The organism is Paenibacillus hemerocallicola (genome assembly GCF_006265175.1).
Taxonomy (GTDB): Bacteria; Bacillota; Bacilli; order Paenibacillales; family NBRC-103111; genus Paenibacillus_AB; species Paenibacillus_AB hemerocallicola.
The window spans coordinates 31347-53803 of sequence record NZ_VDCQ01000028.1; the positions used below are offsets into that span (position 1 = coordinate 31347).

The 22457-nt window shown below is 55.3% G+C and carries 22 protein-coding genes; 16 read left to right on the forward strand and 6 right to left on the reverse strand.

Annotated features, from left to right (window positions below; translation table 11 throughout):
- Window positions 1-76 precede the first annotated feature (76 nt).
- The 3 genes from FE784_RS19775 (at window position 77) to purD (ending at window position 3343) form a co-directional block, all read left to right on the forward strand.
- Window positions 77-1252 (forward strand): phosphoribosylaminoimidazolecarboxamide formyltransferase, encoded by a 1176-nt coding sequence (locus FE784_RS19775; RefSeq protein ID WP_139603957.1) that lies wholly within the window; start codon window positions 77-79, stop codon window positions 1250-1252.
- Between the two features lie 28 nt (window positions 1253-1280).
- The gene (locus FE784_RS19780) at window positions 1281-2009 is read left to right on the forward strand and encodes an IMP cyclohydrolase (RefSeq protein ID WP_246132107.1); all 729 of its coding nucleotides are present in this window, start codon (window positions 1281-1283) and stop codon (window positions 2007-2009) included.
- Between the two features lie 74 nt (window positions 2010-2083).
- Complete coding sequence (gene purD, locus FE784_RS19785) at window positions 2084-3343, forward strand: phosphoribosylamine--glycine ligase (protein ID WP_139603959.1); 1260 nt, start codon at window positions 2084-2086, stop codon at window positions 3341-3343.
- A 55-nt stretch (window positions 3344-3398) separates the two neighbouring features.
- On the opposite strand, the gene FE784_RS19790 is transcribed toward purD, so the two are convergent.
- A complete protein-coding gene (locus tag FE784_RS19790) occupies window positions 3399-3644 on the reverse strand; it encodes a hypothetical protein (RefSeq protein WP_139603960.1) in 246 nt (81 codons plus the stop codon).
- A gap of 119 nt (window positions 3645-3763) precedes the next feature.
- Here FE784_RS19790 and FE784_RS19795 point away from each other — a divergent pair, with 119 nt between their 5' ends.
- Window positions 3764-4435: a Bax inhibitor-1/YccA family protein gene (locus FE784_RS19795; protein WP_139603961.1), complete on the forward strand. Its 672-nt coding sequence runs from the start codon at window positions 3764-3766 to the stop codon at window positions 4433-4435.
- Between the two features lie 76 nt (window positions 4436-4511).
- Here the strand turns inward: FE784_RS19795 and FE784_RS19800 are convergent, their stop codons facing one another.
- Window positions 4512-5039, reverse strand: a complete 528-nt coding sequence (locus tag FE784_RS19800) for a bactofilin family protein (protein ID WP_139603962.1) — start codon at window positions 5037-5039, stop codon at window positions 4512-4514.
- Window positions 5039-6034, reverse strand: a complete 996-nt coding sequence (locus FE784_RS19805) for a M23 family metallopeptidase (RefSeq protein WP_139603963.1) — start codon at window positions 6032-6034, stop codon at window positions 5039-5041. Before FE784_RS19805 ends, FE784_RS19800 begins: the two co-directional genes overlap by 1 nt.
- Before the next feature lie 193 nt (window positions 6035-6227).
- On the opposite strand from FE784_RS19805, the gene FE784_RS19810 reads away from it, so the two are divergent.
- The 4 genes from FE784_RS19810 (at window position 6228) to FE784_RS19825 (ending at window position 11365) form a co-directional block, all read left to right on the forward strand.
- Complete coding sequence (locus FE784_RS19810; RefSeq protein ID WP_139603964.1) at window positions 6228-7322, forward strand: ParM/StbA family protein; 1095 nt, start codon at window positions 6228-6230, stop codon at window positions 7320-7322.
- A 780-nt stretch (window positions 7323-8102) separates the two neighbouring features.
- On the forward strand, window positions 8103-9002 hold the full coding sequence (locus tag FE784_RS19815) for a TIGR01777 family oxidoreductase (RefSeq protein ID WP_139603965.1): 900 nt from the start codon (window positions 8103-8105) through the stop codon (window positions 9000-9002).
- Between the two features lie 110 nt (window positions 9003-9112).
- Complete coding sequence (locus FE784_RS19820; protein ID WP_425465554.1) at window positions 9113-10396, forward strand: Glu/Leu/Phe/Val family dehydrogenase; 1284 nt, start codon at window positions 9113-9115, stop codon at window positions 10394-10396.
- Between the two features lie 141 nt (window positions 10397-10537).
- The gene (locus tag FE784_RS19825; RefSeq protein WP_139603966.1) at window positions 10538-11365 is read left to right on the forward strand and encodes a hypothetical protein; all 828 of its coding nucleotides are present in this window, start codon (window positions 10538-10540) and stop codon (window positions 11363-11365) included.
- Window positions 11366-11437: 72 nt separating this feature from the next.
- Here the strand turns inward: FE784_RS19825 and FE784_RS19830 are convergent, their stop codons facing one another.
- Window positions 11438-11953, reverse strand: a complete 516-nt coding sequence (locus FE784_RS19830) for an aminotransferase (RefSeq protein ID WP_139603967.1) — start codon at window positions 11951-11953, stop codon at window positions 11438-11440.
- Window positions 11954-12247: 294 nt separating this feature from the next.
- Between FE784_RS19830 and FE784_RS19835 the strand changes: the two genes are divergently transcribed.
- The 4 genes from FE784_RS19835 to rlmD all read left to right on the forward strand — a co-directional run bounded on the left by FE784_RS19835 (window position 12248) and on the right by rlmD (window position 16191).
- Window positions 12248-12538: a YerC/YecD family TrpR-related protein gene (locus FE784_RS19835; protein ID WP_139603968.1), complete on the forward strand. Its 291-nt coding sequence runs from the start codon at window positions 12248-12250 to the stop codon at window positions 12536-12538.
- 167 nt (window positions 12539-12705) lie between these two features.
- Window positions 12706-13503, forward strand: coding sequence for a sirohydrochlorin chelatase (locus FE784_RS19840; protein ID WP_139603969.1), 798 nt, complete (start codon window positions 12706-12708; stop codon window positions 13501-13503).
- Window positions 13504-13539: 36 nt separating this feature from the next.
- Window positions 13540-14448, forward strand: a complete 909-nt coding sequence (locus FE784_RS19845; RefSeq protein ID WP_139604010.1) for a diacylglycerol kinase — start codon at window positions 13540-13542, stop codon at window positions 14446-14448.
- A 48-nt stretch (window positions 14449-14496) separates the two neighbouring features.
- Window positions 14497-16191: a 23S rRNA (uracil(1939)-C(5))-methyltransferase RlmD gene (gene rlmD, locus FE784_RS19850; RefSeq protein WP_139603970.1), complete on the forward strand. Its 1695-nt coding sequence runs from the start codon at window positions 14497-14499 to the stop codon at window positions 16189-16191.
- A gap of 145 nt (window positions 16192-16336) precedes the next feature.
- Here the strand turns inward: rlmD and FE784_RS19855 are convergent, their stop codons facing one another.
- Together FE784_RS19855 and FE784_RS19860 are read right to left on the reverse strand one after the other, a co-directional pair.
- A complete protein-coding gene (locus tag FE784_RS19855) occupies window positions 16337-17518 on the reverse strand; it encodes a tyrosine-type recombinase/integrase (RefSeq protein ID WP_139603971.1) in 1182 nt (393 codons plus the stop codon).
- A 2-nt stretch (window positions 17519-17520) separates the two neighbouring features.
- On the reverse strand, window positions 17521-18036 hold the full coding sequence (locus FE784_RS19860; protein WP_176706372.1) for a helix-turn-helix domain-containing protein: 516 nt from the start codon (window positions 18034-18036) through the stop codon (window positions 17521-17523).
- A 145-nt stretch (window positions 18037-18181) separates the two neighbouring features.
- On the opposite strand from FE784_RS19860, the gene FE784_RS19865 reads away from it, so the two are divergent.
- From FE784_RS19865 to FE784_RS19880, 4 genes are all read left to right on the forward strand, one after another.
- Window positions 18182-18409 carry a helix-turn-helix domain-containing protein gene (locus FE784_RS19865; RefSeq protein WP_139603973.1) on the forward strand — a complete coding sequence of 76 codons (228 nt, stop codon included), beginning with the start codon at window positions 18182-18184 and terminating at the stop codon, window positions 18407-18409.
- A 363-nt stretch (window positions 18410-18772) separates the two neighbouring features.
- Window positions 18773-18967: a hypothetical protein gene (locus FE784_RS19870; RefSeq protein ID WP_139603974.1), complete on the forward strand. Its 195-nt coding sequence runs from the start codon at window positions 18773-18775 to the stop codon at window positions 18965-18967.
- Window positions 18968-19223: 256 nt separating this feature from the next.
- On the forward strand, window positions 19224-19376 hold the full coding sequence (locus FE784_RS19875; RefSeq protein WP_139603975.1) for a phosphatase: 153 nt from the start codon (window positions 19224-19226) through the stop codon (window positions 19374-19376).
- Window positions 19377-19561: 185 nt separating this feature from the next.
- Window positions 19562-22144, forward strand: a complete 2583-nt coding sequence (locus tag FE784_RS19880) for a phage NrS-1 polymerase family protein (protein WP_139603976.1) — start codon at window positions 19562-19564, stop codon at window positions 22142-22144.
- The last annotated feature ends 313 nt before the right edge of the window (window positions 22145-22457 follow it).

Sequence of the window (22457 nt, forward strand, 5' to 3'; positions counted from 1 at the left end):
TACCGGAAACGGTCCGAAACGGCTGTGCCGGGTACGAACATCGCTTTTATCGAAACTAATTGAAGGATGGTCCACAATGCCAAACGAAATCCATTTGCGTTACGGAATGAATCCGCACCAAAAAGAAGCGAAGCTGTACCAAGAGGGCGAAGGCGAGCTGCCGATCCGCGTGCTGAACGGCGATCCCGGCTTCATCAACCTGCTGGACGCGCTGAACGCGTTCCAGCTCGTGCGCGAGCTGCGCCAGGCGACAGGCTTGCCTGCGGCTGCCTCGTTCAAGCACGTCAGCCCGGCCGGCGCGGCGGTCTATGCTCCGCTGAGCGATACGCTGAAGAAAGCTTACTTCGTGGAAGGCCTGGAGCTGTCCGAGCTCGCGACCGCATACGCGCGAGCGCGCGGCGCGGACCGGATGTCCTCGTTCGGCGACGCCGCGGCACTCAGCGACATCGTGGACGAGTCGACAGCCAAGCTGCTGAAGCGCGAGGTGTCCGACCTGATCGTAGCCCCGGGCTACAGCGAAGCGGCGCTCGACATCCTCAAAGCGAAAAAGGGCGGGAAATTCCTCATTCTGGAAATCGATCCGGACTACGTGCCGGCACCGATCGAAACCCGCACCCTGTTCGGCCTGAAAATGCAGCAGGAGCGCAACAACGGTACGATCGACGCTTCGGTGTTCGACCATATCGTAACGAACAACAAGGAATTGACCGAAGAAGCGAAACGCGACATGCTCGTCTCGCTCATTACGCTCAAATATACGCAATCCAACTCGATCTGCTACGCGCTGGACGGCCAAACGATCGGCATCGGCGCCGGACAGCAATCGCGCATTCACTGTACGCGGCTGGCCGGAGACAAAGCCGACCGTTGGTATTTGCGCCAGCATCCGACCGCGCTGAGCATGAAGTTCCGCCAAGGCCTGTCCCGCCCGGAGCAAAACAACGCGATCGACCTGTGGCTGGAGGACGAATTGACGGAGGTCGAGCAAGCGAGCTGGGAAGCCTGCTTCGAGGAAGTGCCGCAGCGTCTGACGCCGGCAGAGAAGCGGGAATGGCTGAAAGGCTTGACCGGCGTATCGTACGGCTCCGACGCGTTCCTGCCGTTCCGGGACAACATCGACAGGGCGAGCCGCAGCGGTGTCCGTTATGTCATCCAGGCGGGCAGCTCGATGCGCGACGAGGAAGTCGTGCAGGCCGCCAACGACTACGGCATGGTCATGGCCTACTCGGGCGTACGGTTGTTCCACCATTAATCCGCACAAGGAAAAGGAGAACGTTGTCGTGACACAACAATGGAGCCAAACGGCGGAAATCAACGCCGGCCGTCTGCAATCGAATCCGTATCCCGGACGGGGGATTGTGATCGGCTTGACGCCGGACGGGACGCGTTACGCGCAAGTGTATTGGATTATGGGACGCAGCGAGAACAGCCGCAACCGCGTATTTATCGGCGAAGAGAATGGATTCGTGCGCACGGAAGCGAAAGACCCGGCCAAGCTGACCGATCCTTCCCTGATCATTTATTACCCGGTCCGGCATACGGGCTCGGCCCATATCGTGACGAATGGCGATCAGACCGACACGGTATACGACGCTCTCGCGAGCGGCGGTACGTTCGAGCAGGCGCTTACGACCCGGACCTGGGAGCCGGACGCCCCCAATTATACGCCGCGCATTTCCGGGCTGGTGGATTTGTCCGACGCGAGCTGCGCGTATAAGCTGTCCATCCTGAAGACGAATCAGGGCGACGCGTCGCAGACGATGCGCCATTATTTCCACTACGAGCAAGGCATTGCGGGCTTCGGGCATTGCGTCACGACGTATGCCGGCGACGGCAATCCGCTCCCTTCGTTCCAGGGCGAGCCGGTGCTGATGCCGCTGTTCGACGATATCGCGCAAACGGCCGCTTTTTATTGGGACCGGCTGAATGCGGACAACAAAATTTCGCTGCTCGTCAAAACGATCGATAAGGCTACCGGCAAAACGGAAACGCATATCGTCAACAAATAGTGCTGTAACGTTATAACGATACGGCACCTAACAGTTCCTCATAGCTGAACAACAGATTCGGGAGGGTATCGGACTTGCGTATTTTGGTCATTGGCAAAGGCGGAAGGGAACACGCGATCATATGGGCGCTCCGCAAAAGCGCCCGCATCTCGCACATTTATTGCGCTCCGGGAAATGCGGGCATCGCCCAGCTGGCGGAATGCGTGCCGATTAAAGAAAGCGAGTTCGCGCAGATCGCCCAATTCGCGCTCGATTATGCGATCGACCTCGTTGTCGTAGGTCCGGACGATCCGCTTGCGGACGGCATAGTCGATGTGCTGGAGGAGCGCAATATCCCCGTGTTCGGTCCGCGCAAAAATGCGGCGATTATCGAAGGCTCCAAGGTGTTCACGAAGGAGCTGCTGAAAAAATACAACATTCCGACCGCCGCCTACGAATCGTTCGAGGATTACGAGGCCGCGCTGGCTTACGTTCGCAAGCAGGGCGTTCCGATCGTCATCAAAGCCGACGGACTGGCTGCGGGCAAAGGCGTAATCGTAGCCCAAACGCTGGAAGAAGCGGAGAAGGCGCTGCGCGAAATTATGGTCGACAAGGTGTTCGGCAAATCCGGCAGCCAAGTCGTCATCGAGGAATTTTTGCAAGGACAGGAAATGTCCATCTTGTCGTTCGTGGACGGGAATGTCGTCCGGCCGATGGTGCCTTCCCAGGACCACAAGCAAATATTCGACGGAGACAAAGGCCCGAACACGGGAGGCATGGGAACGTACAGCCCGCTGCCGCACATCGCGCAATCGGTCATCGACGAGGCGATCGAGACGATCATCAAACCGACGGCCGAAGCGATGGTGAAGGAAGGACGTTCGTTCCGGGGCGTGTTGTTCGCGGGACTCATGATTACGGCGGACGGACCGAAGACGATCGAATTCAATGCGCGCTTCGGCGATCCGGAGACGCAGGTCGTGTTGTCTCTCCTCGAGACCGACTTGATCGACATTTTCCTCGCGACGATCAACGGACGTCTGCAGGACATGGATATTCGCTGGAGCGACGAGTCGGCCGTTTGCGTCATTCTCGCATCGGGCGGATACCCGGGCAGCTATCCGAAAGGAATTCCGATCCACGGCTTGGACGAGGTGCGGGATTCCGTCGTGTTCCATGCCGGTACGGCGGAGAAGGACGGTCAAATCGTCACCGACGGCGGGCGGGTGCTCGGAGTAACCGCGAAGGGCGCCGGCATCGAAGAAGCCCGCGCCAAGGCCTATGCGGATGCGGAACGTATCCGCTTCGAAGGGATGCAGTACCGTACGGATATCGCGCTTAAGGCGCTTCGTTAGTAAAGTGTGCGTCTGCCGGGAGGCAGGCGTTTTTCTTTTTAGCGTAGTCCCGCGGTTATTCGAATTCGTTCTTGGCATACTTGTTCTTATGCTTGTACACGAACCCGATTGCGACGAGGAGTCCCGCGATCAGCAGCAGGGACAGCCAGTGCGCGCTTACGAAAGCAAGAAAAGAATTCAACCGGTTCACCTCGCAGTCTGCCGCCCGATTTGCCGGATCGCTTTGAAGTCCCCGATAGGCGGCTGTATTATAGGAAAAAACGATCTTCCCTAACAGCTTTCCCTTTTTGTCCAAGGTCATGCTTGCGCTGACCGGGTATGCGGCGAGATAGTCGCGAGGTCGAAGAAATTCAGTATGAAAACCGTTTCATATGATATACTAATACCAAATATAGGTACAACCATTCGGGAGGGTTTTCGATGAATCTGGAGCAACAGCAATCCTTATCCGGCGAGCATCAATCGACCTACAATGCGCCGTTCCACAAACTGCTGCGCATGTTCACGCTGTCGATTCTCATCTCGTTTATCGGATCGTTCGTCGGCATGTTTATCCCGCCGGCGCTGTTCCTGCCGCTCATCATCGTGGAGCTGGTCATGCTGGTGGCCGCTTTTTTCATCCGCCGCAAAGGGAAATCGATCGGGTACGGCTTCGTCTTCACGTTTTGTCTGATTAGCGGCATCACGGTATTTCCGAGCATCTCCTATTATACGTCCGTCGGCGGCCCGTCGCTCGTTACGACCGCATTTCTGCTGACGGGGATCATCTTCGGAGGGCTGACGGCTTACGCGTATTACTCCAAGAGGGATTTCAGCTTCCTGGGAGGCTTTCTGACCGTCGGCATTCTCGTCCTGATCGGCTTCAGTCTCATCGGGTTGTTCGTCGGCGGCTTCGGCGGCACGCTCGGGCTAATGATTGCGGCATTCGGCGTGATCATCTTCTCCGGCTTCATCCTGTACGACATTTCCCAATACAAGCACGGCTTGCCCGATGAGGCGATCCCGCTCGCCGTATTGAACCTGTATTTGAACTTCATCAACTTGTTCTTGTACTTGCTGCGTCTGCTCGGCATTTTGTCCAGCGACGATTAAGAGAACGCAACGCAACAACCCCCGTCCGACGCATCGAGCGTCCGGTCCGGGGGTTGTCTTTGTTTCAGCGTTCCGTTCATAGAGGAGAAGTCGAGCTGCTGTAGCCGAAAGCGGGCGCCGGAGCCGGGGAGGAGGGAGAACCGTGCTGCCCTCCGGTCGACGGAGCCGTCGAAGCGAACGGCTGGCTGTCCGGATGCTGCTGTTGCTGCGATTGCTGCGTCTGCTGGGTCTCGGTCGCCGGAGCCGTAGAACCGGCCGTTTCCACCCGGCTGTTGCCTTGGAACAGCCCGCCTTCCTCGATAATGAGCGATTGGGTCGTCGTATTGCCGTACAGCTTGCCCGTCGACATAATGCGTACGCTTCCTTTGGTGGCGATGTTGCCGTGCACCGTTCCGGCGATCAGCACGTTGCGTGCCGCAATGTTCGATTTGACCGAGCCGTTCTCTCCTACGGTAACGTCGCCCTCGCTTTCCACGTTGCCGGTAATATGCCCTTCGACGCGGATGCCCGCCTCCGATTTGATCCGGCCGTCAAAAATGGTTCCTTCTCCGATCAATGTATCCGTCGTGTTCGGATTCATCGTTCTCGTTTTCTTTTTGAACATCACGGTTCGTCCTTTCTCGATGCTTTCAAGTAAGGTCGCGGGTCGATGACGGCGCCGTTCTTGAGCACGCCGTAATGAAGATGGGGGCCCGTGCTGCGGCCGGTGGAACCGACCTTGCCGATCTGCTCGCCCTTCTTCACTTTATCGCCTTTCTTGACGAGAATTTCGTTCAGATGCATGTAATGCGTGTGAAGCCCGTTCCCGTGGTCGACGACGATATGATTGCCCTCGGATTTGTCATATCCCGTGGCGGTCACCGTTCCATCAGCCGTAACGAACACCGGATCGTTGGTGCGGCCCGCGATGTCTATGCCGTTATGGAAGCTCGGGCTATAGTTGAACGGATCGATGCGGACGCCGAACCCCGACGAGACGTTGCGGGAATCGACCGGCCAAATGTTCGGCGTAATCGCAAGCAGCTGCTGCATCTCCTCGACCTGCTTCTTCGTCTCGGACAAGGTGCCGAACAGTCCGTCTATTTCTTTGTCGAGATCGTCGAAATGATGCTCCGTATCCTCGATCAAGCCGCGGATATCGCTATCGGTCGCCGGGGTGTAACCGCCGCCCATATGCGAGGAAGAGCTGCTCCCCGGGGAAGCCGAGGAGATCGAGACGGGTTTGTCGCCGTTCATGCCGGTCAGCGACTTCATCTCGCTCTCGAGCTTCTTCAGCTCCTCGATCTTGTCCTTCACTTGATCGGCTTGCTGGGACAGCCGAACCAAATCGTTCTGCAGCTGCTCGATCGTCGTGTTCTTCTCGGTGACCGTTTGTTCGAACTGCTCGGTCACGCCGACGAGCTTGTTCTCCAGCAGCTGGTTCGTTCCCAAGCTGCGGGATTGAATAATATAGAAAGTAACAGCGAGCGACGCCAGCAATACGACGGAAAGCGTCATGAGCGATAGCGCCCATCCGGATAGCCTGAACCGGACGACATGGCTGTTAGCGTCGGGGATGACCATGAACGTAAACCGCTTCTTCAACCATTTGAACCTCATAGCCACGCTCCAAGCTAGGAAAATTTAACCTGACGATGTACTTAAATTCGGCATTTGGGTGCAAAACCCTCCCTGACTTAGGAACTATTTTTGTTGGCTTTTGACGAATGAAGGAGGAGTTTGGCAGGGGGGAATCGAAACCTACATGTAACGAAGCTATCCATTTTCCGGCATTTCAGAAAGGAAGAGAAGCATGATCAAGCTCGCTGGCATCGACGTAGGCAACGACAGCGTCAAAGTCGCATTGGACGGATCGAACGAGCCCATTATCGTTCCCAACGTGGTCGCGCCGGGGTACGACCGGCACATTTTGCAGGAGGAGGATTCCCCTCTGAAGGCGCTCGACGTCGTCATCCAGAGCCCGAAGCTGAGCAAGCGGAACCAGCGGTACTTCGTCGGACTGCTCGCCGTCGAGAATCAGGACAATACCGAGCTCGAGGAAACCGACAATAAAGCGTTGTCGGACCAATCCCTCGTCGTGGCGCTTACGGCGCTCGCCTATGCGGGAGTCAAGGCGGAATCCGCAAGCTCATCCACGTTCTCCGGTTCGGACGAAGTGGAATACATCATCGGTACGGGATTGCCGGTCCGCACCTACGCCAAGTTTAACCGCACGTTCGAGGAGCGGCTCGTCGGCGAGCACGAGGTGACGTTTCTGTCGACTCCCCAGCTGCGCAACCGACGCGTGAAGGTTATTATCCGGCGGGCTATCGTCTCGATCGAAGGCGCGGCGGCGCTATACCATATTTCCACCTACGACAGTCTGCAGATCCGCGACGAGGAAGTGTATTACGGCTGTATCGGCGTGTGCGAGATCGGAGCGTTGACGACCGATTTTCCCGTCGTGAAACGGATGAGCATCGACAACCAGTTCAGCACCGGCGAGCAGATGGGCATTGCGACCTATCTCGATCCGATCATGCGGGATATCGAGGACTTGTACGGATACCGGTTCCCGAGCCGGGCCAAGCTCGTCCAGCGCATCCGGCAGCGCCAGTTCACGATCCAGCGGATCGGCGAGGGGCAGGCGGACATCAAGCCGATCGTCGACCAATATTTCAGCCGCGCGGCGGTGCGGATCGTCGAGATGATCAAGAAGCGGTGGAACAAATATCCGGACATTCAATGCTTCTACGTCATCGGCGGAGGCGCCGCTGCGCTCAAGCCTTATTTGCTCGAGGCGGCAGGCTCGATCCGGCTGCGGTTCGTCGAAGACAGCGAGCTGCAAAATATGTACGGCTACCTGAAGCTGGCCAAAAGCAAATCCAGTCAGCCTTCGGCTATTTGATCCGGTACGCTCGCATTGGGCATTCCACTATGTCAAGCTTGTCGTTCAAGCGGCGGCCGCCCCGTCGCCGTAAGCTTGTTCGGGGTTCGCAATATGGCGCTCCAAACCTTACCCGCCGGGGTTATTTTTTGCCCGAAAAGGGCATAATAACCAGCAGAACGGCAGGAAAGGGGTATCGTCATGCATCAAGTTATCGGTGTAGCGATCGGCGGAGGGATAGCGGCCTTGTTCGACCTTCTGCAATGGTTGCTCTGACCCGGACCGGCGCAGCATATGTCCGCATTGATCGGATCTGGCGGGCGTTCGCTCGCAGATCTCCATATAGGCTCCCGAAGGCTCCTTGCGGAGCTTTCTTTTTTTCTAAGGCGGCATCATTCGCGTACGGGAATTCATGTACTGCATGTTCGGTGACCGGTTTGCCTTTGCCGGCGCCTTGCGGGACCGCGAATCCAGCAAATAGCGGAACTTACGTAAGTTATTGACCCGGGTTCTCATGACGATTGCAAAATAACGGAACAGCGTTCCTTTATTCGACGTTTCATGATCTTTTTCACCCCGAAAGATCGATATTACGGAAGTCTGTTCCGTTATCTTCAAGATTATAACGGAATTTGGGACAATAACGGAAAGTTGTTCCTCTATTTGCGGCAACGCGGTTCAGCCGCTCATCAAGGTGCCCCAAGGGTTGTATGCCGATTGTGCCGTTGCAGTTTTTTTTCATCGTCCGTTGCGTTATGGTAAAATCAAGAAAGAAAAGCGCAAAGGGCGGTGAAGCGTACGATGAAAATCGCGGTAGCCGGCGGAACCGGATTCATCGGCGGCAGACTGATCCGGTATTTGAAGTCGTGCGGGGACGAAGTGATGCTCATCTCCCGTTCGGCATCCGGGGGCATTCGCGGCGGCTTGAAGACGGTCGCTTGGGACGAATGCATGGACCGGAAGCAGATGTTCGAAGGTTTGGACGGCATCGTCAACTTGTCCGGGGAATCGATCAATCAACGCTGGACCGCTCAGGCGAAAGGCCGCATCGTCGAATCCCGGCTCGATACGGTCGACAAGCTCGCCAGACTCGTCGGACAGCTGAACGACAAGCCCAAGGCGGTCGTGAACGGCTCGGCCATGGGTATTTACGGTACGTCGGAGACCGACATTTATGATGAATCGAGCGCTGTCCGCAATGTCGACTTTTTGTCCGGAGTGGTCGAGCAATGGGAACGGGCGGCCCGAGCGATACCGGCTCCCCGGCTGATTCTGCTGCGTACCGGTCTCGTACTGGGCCTCGAGGGAGGCGCTCTTCCCCTCATGTCGCTTCCGTACAAGCTGGGAGCGGGCGGACGTGTCGGCACGGGCCGGCAATGGATGAGCTGGATTCATGCGGACGATATCGTCCGTCTGATCCGTTATTGCATCGACACGCCCGATATCCGGGGGCCGGTCAATGCGACCGCGCCGCATCCGGTACGGAACGACCGGTTCGGTCGAGCGCTCGCTTCGGCCATGCGCAGGCCTCACTGGCTGCCCGTCCCGGCATTCGCGCTGAAGGCGGCGCTCGGGGAGATGGCGGAGATGCTGCTGACCGGACAACACGTCTTGCCGAAGGTGGCGCTGGAGCACGGCTTCGAATTCCGGTATCCGACGGTGGACGAGGCATTAAACGCCATTTACGGTAGAGTTCCGTAAGCCGTTCCGGCTTTTTTGCGGCTTGACATGCCGTGTCACATATCGTTAACTGGAATAGGAACAACTGTAGTACAGCTTAGATACAATATATGGGAAAACGGGTGAAGCAAATGAGCGGAAACAAGCGCATTTTGATGGGAGCCAACCAGCCGGCGCTTAGCGAAGGCGTAATGGTCTCGACCCAGAAGGTGATACATGAAGCGCTCGAGCGGTTGGGCTACGGAGAAAGCTATTTCGAATTGCTGAAGGAACCGCTGCGGCTGTTGACGGTACGCATACCGGTACGAATGGACGACGGGCAAGTGAAGGTGTTTACCGGTTATCGCGCCCAGCATACGGATGCCGTGGGACCGACCAAGGGAGGCATACGGTTCCATCCAAGCGTGACGGCGGAGGAAGTATCGGCGCTCTCGCTCTGGATGACGCTCAAATGCGGAATATTCGATCTGCCTTACGGCGGAGGCAAAGGCGGCATCATCTGCGATCCGCGCACGATGTCGCTCGGCGAGGTGGAGCGGCTGGCTCGCGGCTACGTGCGGGCGATCAGCCAGATCGTCGGCCCCAATAAGGATATACCGGCACCCGATGTATATACGAATGCGCAAATTATGGCCTGGATGCTGGACGAATACAGCCGTATCCGCGAGTACGACTCGCCGGGCTTCATTACCGGCAAGCCGCTTGCCATCGGCGGTTCGCAAGGGCGGGAGAAGGCGACCTCGCTCGGAGTGGCGATCTCGATCCGCGAAGCCGCGGCCCAACAGGGAATGGCGATGAAAGGCTTGAAGGTATGCATTCAAGGCTTCGGCAACGTCGGCAGCCATCTGGCGGAAATTCTCGATCAATGGGGCGCGATTATCGTCGGCGTGAGCGACGTGCATGGCGGCATCTACGACGAGAAAGGTCTTGATGTGCCGTATTTGCTCGACCGGCGCGATTCGTTCGGCAGCGTGACGAATTTGTTCAGCAAGCGTCTGACGACGGCGGAATATCTCGTCCAGCCGTGCGACGTGCTCGTCCCGGCCGCGCTCGAGAACCAGATTACGATGGACAATGTCGATCGGATCCAGGCGAAATTGATCGTGGAAGCGGCCAACGGGCCGACGACGCTCGAAGCTTCGGACCGGCTGCACGAGCGCGGGGTGCTCGTCGTGCCGGACGTGCTGGCCAATGCCGGCGGCGTTACCGTCTCGTATTTCGAATGGGTGCAGAACAATCAGGGGTACTACTGGACGGAAGAGGAAGTCAACAGCAAGCTGGAGAGCAAGATGGTCGAAGCGGTGCATAAGGTTCTGGGCTTGGCCAAAAGCAGAAGCATTACTCCGCGTCTCGCCGCGTATATGGTCGGCGTGCAGAAGTATGCGGAAGCGAGCAGGCTGAGAGGCTGGGTATAACAACGACAACGGCATAAGGGTACTCCATGGGCTTCGCACAGGCAGAACGATCTGCAGGCGGAGCCCTTTTTACTGGAACGGATATAATCTCTGAAGCAAAAGCGCCGTGACGCGTTTTGCCACGACAGGAGGATGACCGATATGAGCGAGCTTCTCGTTCCGACTTGGTATTATCAGCATTATGACGCCGATTTCAATCTCGACGTTCCGGCGGAAGCGTTCGGAGGCTGGAACAAAACCGAGCTGCCGATCAACGCCGCCAAAACCGCCCTCGTAGTGATGCACGCGTGGGACTGCGGGACTCGGGAGCAGTACCCCGGCTGGCACCGGGTCGTGGAATACATCCCGCGTTCGTACGACATATGCGACAACGTGCTCCCCGACTTGCTCGGTGCGGCAAGATCGTCGGGCTTGACCGTCTATCACGTGGTTCGTCCGGGCAGCGACTATTTCCGCGAATATCCGGGGTACAAGAGAGCCGACCGGTTGGCCGGTCCCGCCGAGCCGAAGAAGCGTCAAGTGGAGAGGGACGACGTCCTCGACCGGCTCGCCCGTTTCCGCGCTAAGTCGATCTTCCCCGGAGAGCACAATAAGGCGGATATCGCGGCGGGGCAGCAGCATCTGGACTTCCCGGAGCAGGCCAAGCCGGCAGGAGAGGAAGGCATCGCGGAAACGGCAGCCCAGCTGCACGCTTTATGCAGGGACGACGGCATCAACCACCTGATCTACGCCGGGTTCGCGATTAACGGCTGTTTGGTCACTTCCCCGGGAGGTATGGTGGATATGCAGCGGGAAGGCTACACGTGCTCGGCCGTCCGCCAAGCCGTGACCGCGATCGAGAATAAGGAAACGGCCCGGACGGAGACGGCGAAGGAGATCGCTCTCTGGCAGGTAGCGCTTTTCTACGGGTTCGTGTATGATGCCGACGATTTGATCGGAGCTTTAAAGAGCGGTAGTACGGTCGTTTAATCAAAAGGAGGGGCCCGCCGCTCATCCGCAGGTTTGGAAGAGGGCGGGCCATGGAAGCGAGTCTGTGCGAGTTTACCGGTACGGTCTCCGGCGTCGGAAATGCTGCTGCACGAATATGGTGGAGGTACGGATACGGGCTTTCTTCTTGCCTTTGCGACGGCGCTTGCGGCGGCGGCGCGGGCGCCGTTTCCATTCTGCCTCGTCGTCGTCGGCGCCGCCCGATTTGCCTTTGCCGGGAAGCATCGTCATGAGCAGCTTGATCATGGGCTGCATTTGCTGAATATTGCTGACGATCTTCTGCACTTTGCCAACGGTGGAGATGATGCCGTCGATACCGCCCAGCCGGTCGACTACCGATTTGATATCTTTGAAATTGAAGCTGCTAAGAAGACCGGCGCCTCCTCCCGAGGACGCTGCCGGCGCGGCGGGCAGCTGCTGTCCGAATTGCTGGGCCGGGGGGGCGAAGCCAAAGCTCTCCGTCGGAAATCCGCCGGCGCTAGGGCCGGGATAGGGGCCGAAGCTCCGGTAATCCCCCGAACTCCGCACGTCCCGTTGGTCATACCGGACTGGCCATTGATGTCGATTCACTCGGTTCACATTCCTTCTTCTTGGATTTCGGTTATGTAATACTGTATGTGGTAGGCGAATGATTGGTTTGGACGAATGCCCGGTTTCTCGCGTCCAGTTCGGGGATATGTCCTGCTCGAGCGCGGAATTGGCCGTGGAAGGCAGCCCTTTTTTCGAACAAGTTGCCGTTGCGCGGGAATGACAATTTAGTCCGGTGACGTATAAAAATTTTAACGTTTTACAATCGTAAAGGAAGGAATGCGGCGAGTTATGTCGAAACAGGTTAATAAGACAGGAAATAGGGGTTGAGAGAAAGTGCAATTGAAGAAGCTGAACGATAAATCGATCGACCAGTTGTTTGAGGCGGTTTTGACGTTGAAGACGGTGGAAGAGTGCTATATTTTTTTCGACGATCTGTGCACGGTTAACGAGATTCAGTCGCTGTCGCAGCGGCTCGAGGTTGCCCGCATGCTGGGCAAAGGAAGCACGTACAACCAGATCGAAGCGGAGACGGGCGCCAGTACCGCGACCATTTCCCGCGTCAAGCGGTGCTTGAATTACGGCAATGACGGTTACAAAATGGCATTGGAGCGGCTAGGCCGCTAATCGATCGCGGGCCCGCCGGTCCGGTCCCATACGCTTGTCCGCGAGACCCCGCTCCTATAGAGAGCGGGGTTTTTGGCGTTCGCCGGACGATGGCGAGCCGCCGAATTGACTTTCGTGTAAGCTTTCGATAGCATGAATATGAAGGTTGAGCGGAAGAGGTGCTCCGGATGGGCAAGGCAGGCGTTCTCGTAATCAGTCACGGCTCCCGCAGCCCGGAGTGGGTGCGGCTCATCGATCGGGCGGTAGCGGATATCCGGTTGCCCGCAATCGAAGATGGAGGAGTTCCGGTCGTTTCTTCGTTTCTGGAAATTGTCGAGGGACGGCTTATTCAGGACGGCATCGATGAGCTCGAAGCGATGGGCGTTGCCGATCTCGTAGTCGTGCCGTTATTCGTCTCGTACGGAAGCACGCATGTGGATGAAATCCGCTATGCGCTCGGCGATTTGCCCGAGGCTTCGTCCGATACGGACATGGTGCCGTTTCGCCGGGAAGCGAGCGTGCACGTCTGTCCTCCGTTGGATGACGATCCGGTCGTGGCGGATATTGTGCTGCACCATTTGGGCTCCTTGTCGGCTTGCCCCGAGCGGGAGCGCGTGCTGTTGATCGGCCATGGCAGCGAGCTGCCGGATTTTTACGCCAAATGGAAAAGCGGGATGGGGAGCGTGGCGCGAAGATTGCAAGAGCTCGGCGGATTCAGGGAGGTTCGGACGGCGCTACTGCTGCCCGACGAGACCCGCGATGCTCTGCAGACTTGGCGTGAAGACCCGACGGACTGTGACGTCATCGTCGCTCCGCTGTTTTTAAGCTCGGGGTATTTCACAAATACGGTAATTCCGGACAGATTGGCCGGATTCGAATACAAATATAATGGAAAAGCGCTTTTGCCGCATGCTTCGGTATCCCGCTGGATGGAGCGGGTCGCGGCGGAGGCGCTCGGACGGATAAGAACCGAGAATATAAACTAAATGATGCCGAACGAACATAAATGGGGGAATGGGTTGATGACGAAACGCGCCAGATTGATCTACAACCCGACATCCGGTCGGGAGGAAATGAAGCGAAGGCTGCCGGAAATCCTGCAGCGATTGGAACGGGGCGGGCTGGAGACGTCGACCCATGCCACGATCGGGGAAGGGGACGCCACGGTTGCGGCCGCCGAAGCGGTCGAGCGCGGCTTCGACATCATCATCGCGGCGGGCGGCGACGGCACGCTGTATGAAGTGATCAACGGCATGGCGGAGATGAAGAACCGCCCTCCGCTCGGCATATTGCCGGTCGGGACGACCAACGATTTTGCCCGGGCGCTCGGCATTCCGAAGCATTGGGAGTTCGCCGTCGACCTGATCCTGCAGCAGCATACGCGGGTGATCGACGTAGGCAAGGTCAATCAGCGGTATTTCATCAACATCGCCGGAGGCGGGTCGATGACCGAGCTTACGTACGAGGTGCCGAGCAAGCTGAAGACGATGATCGGACAGCTCGCCTATTACATGAAGGGGCTGGAGAAGCTGCCCCGGCTGAGGCCGATCGAGCTGTGCTTCCGTTCGAAGGAAGTGCTCGTGCAAGAGGAAGTGATGATGTTCCTCATCTGCAACAGCAACTCCGTAGGCGGCTTCGAGAAGCTGGCCCCGGACGCGAGCCTGAGCGACGGGCTGCTCGACGTATTCATCTTGCGCAAGTGCAACCTGGCGGAGTTTATCCGCATCGTATCGGCGGCGCTGCGCGGCGAGCATATGAACGACCCGCATGTGATTCATTTCAAGACGCAAAGCATTCAGGTGACCTCCCCGGATTACGTGCAGCTCAACCTGGACGGCGAATTCGGGGGTACGCTGCCGTGTACGATCTCCGTCCTGCCGGATCATCTGCAAATATTCGTGGACGAGTCGGGAACCTCGACCTATAAATAAAGACTTGCCCCGGTGGTAGGGCAAGGATTAGCAACGGAGTGTATAAACGTGGCACCAAACCGAAACGGCCGCAACGGCCGAACGAAAAGAAACGGACCGCCCGGCGGCCGACGGGAAGGGACCGAGCGTCCCGCGGCCAAGACTGCCGCCCCGGTCGCACTGCGGGAACAGGTCGTCGCCGATATTATCGGAATAGGACATGGCGGGGAAGGGGTGGGCCGCGTAAACGGCTTTACCCTTTTTATCCATGGAGTGCTGCCGGGCGAGCGGGTAAGCGCCGAGGTTACCGGCCTCAAGAAGCAGTACGGCTTCGCCCGATTGCTGGACGTGCTGGAAGAGAGCCCTGACCGACTGGAGCCGCCATGCCCGGTGTTCGACGAATGCGGAGGCTGCCAGCTCCAGCATCTCGGCTATGACGCGCAGCTTCGGATGAAGTGGAAAATGGTGGTCGACAACCTGGAGCGGATTGGTAAGCTTCGGGTGATCGGAGGGCGGAATGCCGAGGGGACGGGGAACTCCGGAAGGCTGCAAGACGAGATGGGGGAGGAGCAAGCTGGAGGGCGGCAAGACGATGAGGAGACGGAGCGATCCGAAAGGCGGCAGGACGGGCTGAGGGCGGAGCAAGGTGGAGAGCAGCGTGACGCCGAGGGAGCGGTGCGCTTCGAAAAGGGGCAGGACGAGCCAGGGACGGAGCAATCGCCGGGCATACTCGTCCATCCCACAATCGGGATGGACGATCCTTGGCGCTACCGCAACAAAGTGCAGGTTCCAATCGGCGAACGGGAGGGCGGCCTCGTCGGCGGCTTCTACGCCACGGGCAGCCACACCATCGTCGACTCCGACCTGTGCCTGATCCGGACCGAGGCGGCCGACGACATCGTTAGCGCCGTTAAACGTATCGCCCACGAGCTGGCTATCCCGGCCTACGAGGAAGAGAAACGGCAAAGCGGACTGCGTCACGTTATCGTGAAGACAGCTTTTCGAACCGGGGAAATCATGGTTGTACTCGTGACCGATCAGACCAAGCTCCCCCACGTGGAGCAATTGACCGAGCGAATAGTCGCAGCAGTACCCGGTATTACCAGCCTCTTCCATAACGTCAATCCCTTACCGGGGGGCGGGACGGTCATGGGTCCTCATACCTTGGTGTTATGGGGGCGGGACCGTATTTATGATGCGATCGGAGACGTGCGGTTCGCCATCTCGGCCCATTCGTTCTACCAAGTAAACCCGGTGCAGACCGAAGCACTGTACGGCAAAGCGCTGGAGTACGCCGGCTTGACCGGAAGTGAAACCGTCATCGACGCCTATTGCGGAGTCGGCACTATTTCGCTTTTTCTCGCCCAACGGGCGAAACAGGTATACGGCGTGGAAATCGTGCCGGAGGCAATAGAGGACGCCCGGCGCAACGCCGAGCTGAACGGCATCACGAACGCTGAGTTCGAAGCGGGCAAGGCCGAAGAAGTCATCCCCGCCTGGCGGGAGCGCGGCATCCGCCCCGACGTTATCGTCGTCGACCCTCCTCGAAGCGGCTGCGACGCCGCGCTTCTCGACACGATTGTCGCGATGCGGCCGGAGCGTGTTGTTTACGTTTCTTGCAATCCGTCGACGTTAGCTCGTGATCTGCGCGTGTTAGAGGATGGTGGGTTTCGGACGGTGGAGGTGCAGCCGGTGGATATGTTTCCGCATACGGTGCATGTTGAAAGTGTTTGTTTGTTGGTGAGTGATGGAACAGAAGGCTGAAATGCCTTGATATATAAGGGTTTTTGGTTGTAGTACAGAGCTTTGAAGTTTGGTATAACAGCGGGGGAATTGTGGCTTTGGTGCTAAATTGGTGCTAATCTTTTGGGAAGACGACGTTTTGAGGGTGTTAAAGCGTCGTCTTTTTTCATGCTTTCGTTTTGCGGGCGCTCGGGATGAATAAAATGTCACTGACTTTGTTGGCTGCGTCCTTATCTGCTTCCTGTAAGGCATGACCGTAGATATTCATTGTTGTCGTAATGTTCCCATGCCCCAGGCGTTCAGAAATAACCTTTGCGTGAACGCCTTTGTTTATCAGTAAAGTGGCTGCCGTATGTCTTAAATCGTGAAATCGAATATAGCGCAGTTTGTTTTTCTTTAAAAAAGCCCTAAACCACAGGTAAGGCCGTTCGTGGTGAAATGCTTTGCCGTCGGGATGGGCAAAGATGAATAAATGTTCTCCCCCCTGCCAATCCTCTATGGCCTTTCGTTCCTCGCTTTGATACCTTTGGTATTCCCGCAATAACTCCAGCATTGCTTCGGATAGTCCCACTTTACGCCTGGATTTTTTCGTTTTTGGTTCCTTAACACGCGCTACACCAGCTGTAGTAGATGAAACACTTTGCAGCACATTGATTTGTACTTTTTCCCAGTCAACATGTTTCCACTCCAGGGCTAACAATTCACCGCGGCGAAGCCCAGTATGGATAGCCAGTTTAATCATAACCTGCCAATGGAAAGGTTCTTTCTCCAGGGATTGCATAAGCACCTGGACTTCATTTTCATTATAAGGCAAGACATCTTTATAACTTACCTTTGGTTTTCGAACTGGTGCAGCTGGGTTACGCTTTACTACTTCCCATTCTACAGCGCGTGTGAAAATATTTCTTAGAATTCTATGATTATATTCAATTGTACCTGTTGCCAAGCCACCGTCTTTGCCGTCTTGCCGCCCGCCTTCCTTACCAAGTGATTTTAAGTAGTTGGTTATGTGCATTGGGGTTACATCTTCCATCTGTAAATGGCCGAAAGTTGGTAGAATCCGTAATTTTAGGTTCGATTCGTAGGTGTAAATCGTTCTCTCCTCCAAATGATCGGCAGCGTATTTATCCCGCCATTCATTTACGAATTCAGCAAAAGTCATTCTTTGCGGTTTAATGTACTGCCCTGTTTCGACTTCAATTTTGAATTTTGCATATTCGACTTCTGCTTCCCGTTTAGTACGGCATTTTACTGTTTTCGTATGACGAATATACTTCCCATTCGCATCTTTACCGCAGTTAACAGTCAGACGCCAGGAATTCTCCCCGCGCTTAACAATATTAGCCATTTCTACTTTCCCCTTTCTTCGGCAAATAAATACTCGATAACGCCAGCTATCCTTTTTTTATCATGGTCGAACAAAGGACTGCCCTTGTAGGTTATTCCTGGTTTTTGCAGGAATTCCGTTAGTTCAGTTACCCGTTCCATCTCCTCTAAAAATAGCAACTCATATTCAGCTATTTGCAGTTCCCTATTTGTTGATTCTAGTTTTTTATCTGCCTGGATTTGTTGGGAAGTAGCTTGCTGGTACTCGGCCCAAAAACTTTTAATGGAATTCAAACGGTCCATACTTGCAGTTGTATCTGCCGGAAGAAATCCAGCTTTCGCCATTAAGTCGGTATATGGCGTATTTAATGCCGTTGAGAGTTTTTTCAATATTTCAGGTGATGGTATGCCGCGTTCCCCCCTTTCTATCTGTGAGATATAAGGCTGTGAAACACCCGATTGCTCCGCTAGTACAGCCATTGAGAGTTTTGCTGTTTTGCGGAGTGATTTAAGGTATTGACCAAATTCTAAAGCTTCCAAAGGTATCGCCCTCCCTATAACAGAAATAATATACGCAAAATATAACAATTGCAATAAAATTAATTGCAAACGGAATTGAATTGATTTAAGATAATATTGCAAAAGCTATAATATTGCATTATCAATTATACCGGAGGTCATTCAAATGGGCGCTTTATGGGATGCTGCAAAACTTGCAGATTTTTTAGGGGTTAGTCAATCGACCATCTATGCAGGAGTGAGGGAAACTGGCCCTGGTCGAATTCCGCATGTCAAAGTGAGGGGGCGTATCTTATTCCAGCAGGAAAAGGTTGTGGAATGGCTAGAGAACCAGCCTTCCAACAAAATCCCAACCGAGATTATGGAAGAAGCTACAGGAGAGATTGCACAATGAACGGTGAAGATCGGATATTCAGCCGCCGCACCGTATGGCTGGCCGTTAACAGCGAATACGGCAACCAGCTTACCGAACCAAGCGGGAACATGTCGCGTTGGCTAAAGAATTGATTTTAAACCAGGAAAGCCTTTCAGACAGCGACCGGGAAGTATACGCTGTCCGAATCGCGCAGCTGTGCCAGGAACGCGACACTATTATCCATAAAATTCGAACATGCGTAAGAGAATCAAGAAAACAAAAAAGCCCGGCAGCGGCCAGGCTGCTAGGCTTTAGGTACGGCCCGGAGTGCGGGCGAACATCCCAATTCCATTATACACCAGCCCGCGCCCCGGTAAAACAATATACGGGGAGTGTATACGAATGGACTATAACGCTACTTTGGACCGTTTTAACCAGGCTATTAATCGCATGGAATCGGCTATAATGGTCGCCATAGAAGCCCACGTACTGCAAGTGGAAATCATTCGGAAAATGGCCGAACGGGGCATAACCCCGGAATCAGCTCAGGGCGAGATCGAACGGTTAAAAGCAGAAATTGAAAATAAAATTTCATAGTGTGAGTACAGGCCCTGGCTAAAGCAGCCGGGGCCTTTGTTGTCTGTAGGCAACAAAATTTTACAAGTGATTCGGGGCGTGATAATTTAAGTATACAAGATAAACAACTTAATACATTGTCGGTTTCATCGTTACGACGTTAAAAGAAACGATAGGTAAGTGATGGGAAAGGCTTACCAGCATGCAGGAAGCGGCTAGATAAAGGCTTCCAATGCTGGGGGCCTTTTTCTTTTTGCCCTCTAAGGAGGTGTGACACTTGACAACGGAAGAAAAGAAGGAAAAACGTAAGACTTACTTACGCGAGTACCTCCGGGAATGGAGAAAGAAAAACCCGGAACGTAATGCGGAAATTCAAGCGAATTACTGGAAGCGCCGCCTGGAAAAGCAGGCACGGGCGGGAGAGGGTTAAGCTGTAATGGACCAAAAGGTCAAAAAAATAGCCCCACAGCGGGGGCAAGGGCCACGCAGGCGGCTATTCCTAAATGGGCTTACGTTCATTATACCAAGAAAAGAAAATAACCCCAACGGCGGGGGCAAGCGTCGGCGGCCTAACGGGGGGAGGGAACCCGAATATAGGACAAGGGGAACACCGACATGGAAGCGGAAAAAGAAACTGCCGCCCAGGGCGCGGGCGGCAACGAATCAGCTAGGGATATTATACCACAAAAACGGCGTACAGTCGCTAGTTTTGACAATATCCCAGAAGAATTACGGGCGCTGAAACAGTGGGTAGTATGGAGTTACGAAACGCGCCCAGGAGAAGAAAAACCGACGAAAGTACCGAAGCAGACTAACGGAAGGAACGCCAGTACGGACCGACCGAAGACCTGGGCAACGTTTAAAGCAGCTGCGGCAGCTTACAGCGCGGGAAGATTCGACGGCATAGGCTTCTGCTGTAGCGAAGAAAACGGCTACGTAGGCGTAGACCTGGATAAGATCGACGGATGGAAGGACGAAGCCGACGCGATTATACGCAGCCTAGACAGCTATACGGAAGTAAGCCCTTCGGGTAACGGCTACCGGGTATTCGTGAAAGGTAAGAAGCCTGGGACGCGGGAACGAAAAGGGCCTTTCGAAATGTACGACCATACTAGCACCCGCTTCCTAACGATAACCGGGAACCATCTACCAGGGACGCCGACAACGATAGAGGAACGCCAGGAAGTCGTAGAAAAACTGTATACCGATTACCTGGAAGCGAAGAAGCCAGCCAAAACAAAGAAGGGCGCGGCTAAAAAATCCCCGGAAATGACCGACGACGAGGTAAAAAGCAAAGCTATACAGGCGGGCAACGGGGAAAAGTTTACGAAGCTGTACCGGGGGGAATGGGAAGGGCTAGGATACCCGTCCCAAAGCGAAGCAGACCTGGCTTTCACGGGAATGCTGGCCTTTTACACCCAGGACCCCGAACAGATCAGACGTATTTTTCGCGAATCGGGGCTGTACAGGGATAAATGGGAACGGGACGAATACCGGGAAGAAGTGATAGGAAAAGTCCTGGACACTCTTACAGAAGTGTATACAGGGGGCGGGGCGAAGGAAAAGAAATCGCAGGCCGAAGTCCTGATGGAACTAACGAAGGACCTGGACTGCTTTTGCACGACAGAAGGCGTAGTTTACGCGAATATCCCCCTGGAAGGTAAAAGTGTATCGGTCCGGGTACGTAGCGAACAGTTTAAGCGGTGGCTGCGGAATCAGTATTACGATACGCATAAGAAGATACCTGGCAATCAGGCCGTACAGGACGTAGTTTACCAGCTGGAAGCCAGGGCCAGTATGGCCGGACCACAGGAAGACGTTTATATACGGGTGGCTGGAGACTTTCGAACGATTTACATAGACCTGGCGAACGAAAGCGGGGAAGTCGTAGAAATCACAGCGGCGGGCTGGCGCGTCGTCCAGGAAGCAAAAGCGCGGTTTCATAAGACCCAGGGAATGCTTCCACTGCCTACACCCCAGCGGGGCGGTACGATTAACGAATTACGGCCTTTTGTAAACGTAACGGAAGAAGAATGGCCCCTGCTGGTAGCGTACATTATCGGCTGCTATCATCCGAAAGGGCCTTATCCCCTGCTAATTTTGCAAGGCGGCCAGGGTTCGGCGAAATCGACGCAGACCAAGGTTATACAAAGCCTAGTAGACCCGACGACCGCCGTACTTATGAGCCTGCCGCGAAGCGAAAAGCAGCTGGCAATTACAGCGAAGAATGGCTGGTTAATCAGCTTCGATAACCTTTCTGAATTGTCACCCAGTATATCCGACGCACTTTGCAGACTTTCTACAGGCGGGGCGCTAACTGATCGGACGCTGTACACGAACGACGAGCAGCAAATTTTCGCCTTTAAGCGCCCTGTAATCTTAAACGGCATTACGGACCTAGCGGAACGCGCTGACCTGGGCGACAGGGCCGTAACGATACACGCGCCCGAATTAAAGCGCAGGGACGACGAAGCGACGTTCTGGCCCCGGTTCGAAGAAGCGCAGCCCCGGATACTGGGGGCGATATTCGACGCGGTAAGCGCCGCGCTGCGGAACCTGCCTAGTGTACGGCTGGCAAGTACGCCCCGAATGGCTGACTTTGCGAAATGGGCCGTAGCTGCGGAAGAAACTTGCGGACTGAAAAAGGACGCATTCCTGAAGGCGTACGACGTTAACCGAAAAGATAACGCGTTGGTGGCCCTGGAGCACGATTCTGTAGGAAGGGGCATTGTACAGATTATGAAATCCAGGCCTGCCTGGGATGGGAATTCCGAAGCACTAATCAAACTGCTTAAGGATATTAACCCGGAAGAAAGATGGCCGCCAGCGAACAAAATTAAAGCTCATATCGACCGCTGTAGGCCCGCGCTACTTCATGTTGGTATCGAGATTGAGCAAGAGAAAAGGACCCGAAAATACTACATTACGAAGGCAGCGAAAAAGCCAACTGTACCGCAACTGGGCGAAGTGCCGGGTTGGACGCTAGAAAATGACCACTACAACCGGGTACTAGGCACAAATGTCGTGTTAAGTATCGAGAAGGAGAGCGACGGAACATTTCTGTCATGTGCTGCGACCTGGCGGGAGGGCTGCGCGATAGGGGAAGGCAGGCCGCGATTTATGGAATTTCTAGCGGAAGGCGCTACATGGGCTGAAGCGTTGCGGGCAGCCGAAGAATACGCCGCCAGGTTTGTATAAGTGCTTAATTACCATTTTACTGGGAAACGGTTGATACGGTTGTGGTACGGCTGTTTTTGGGCAACCGTAACGGCTTCGGACATAGAGCCACGCGGGATTCGGCGGTTGTGATACGGCTGTTACGGTTGCTTCTACTTTTTATCTAAAAAGAAAAAAGAAAGGGAGCAGAGGCCGTACCAGCGTAGCCGCTTAAAGCGTGAAACGACATACACATAGATATTTTCGCCTTTTTACCGTATCAGCCGTATCGTGGACGCGTAAACCCGCGCCCCGTCTGGGTTTAAGGCGTTACGGCTGGCTAAAGATCAACCGT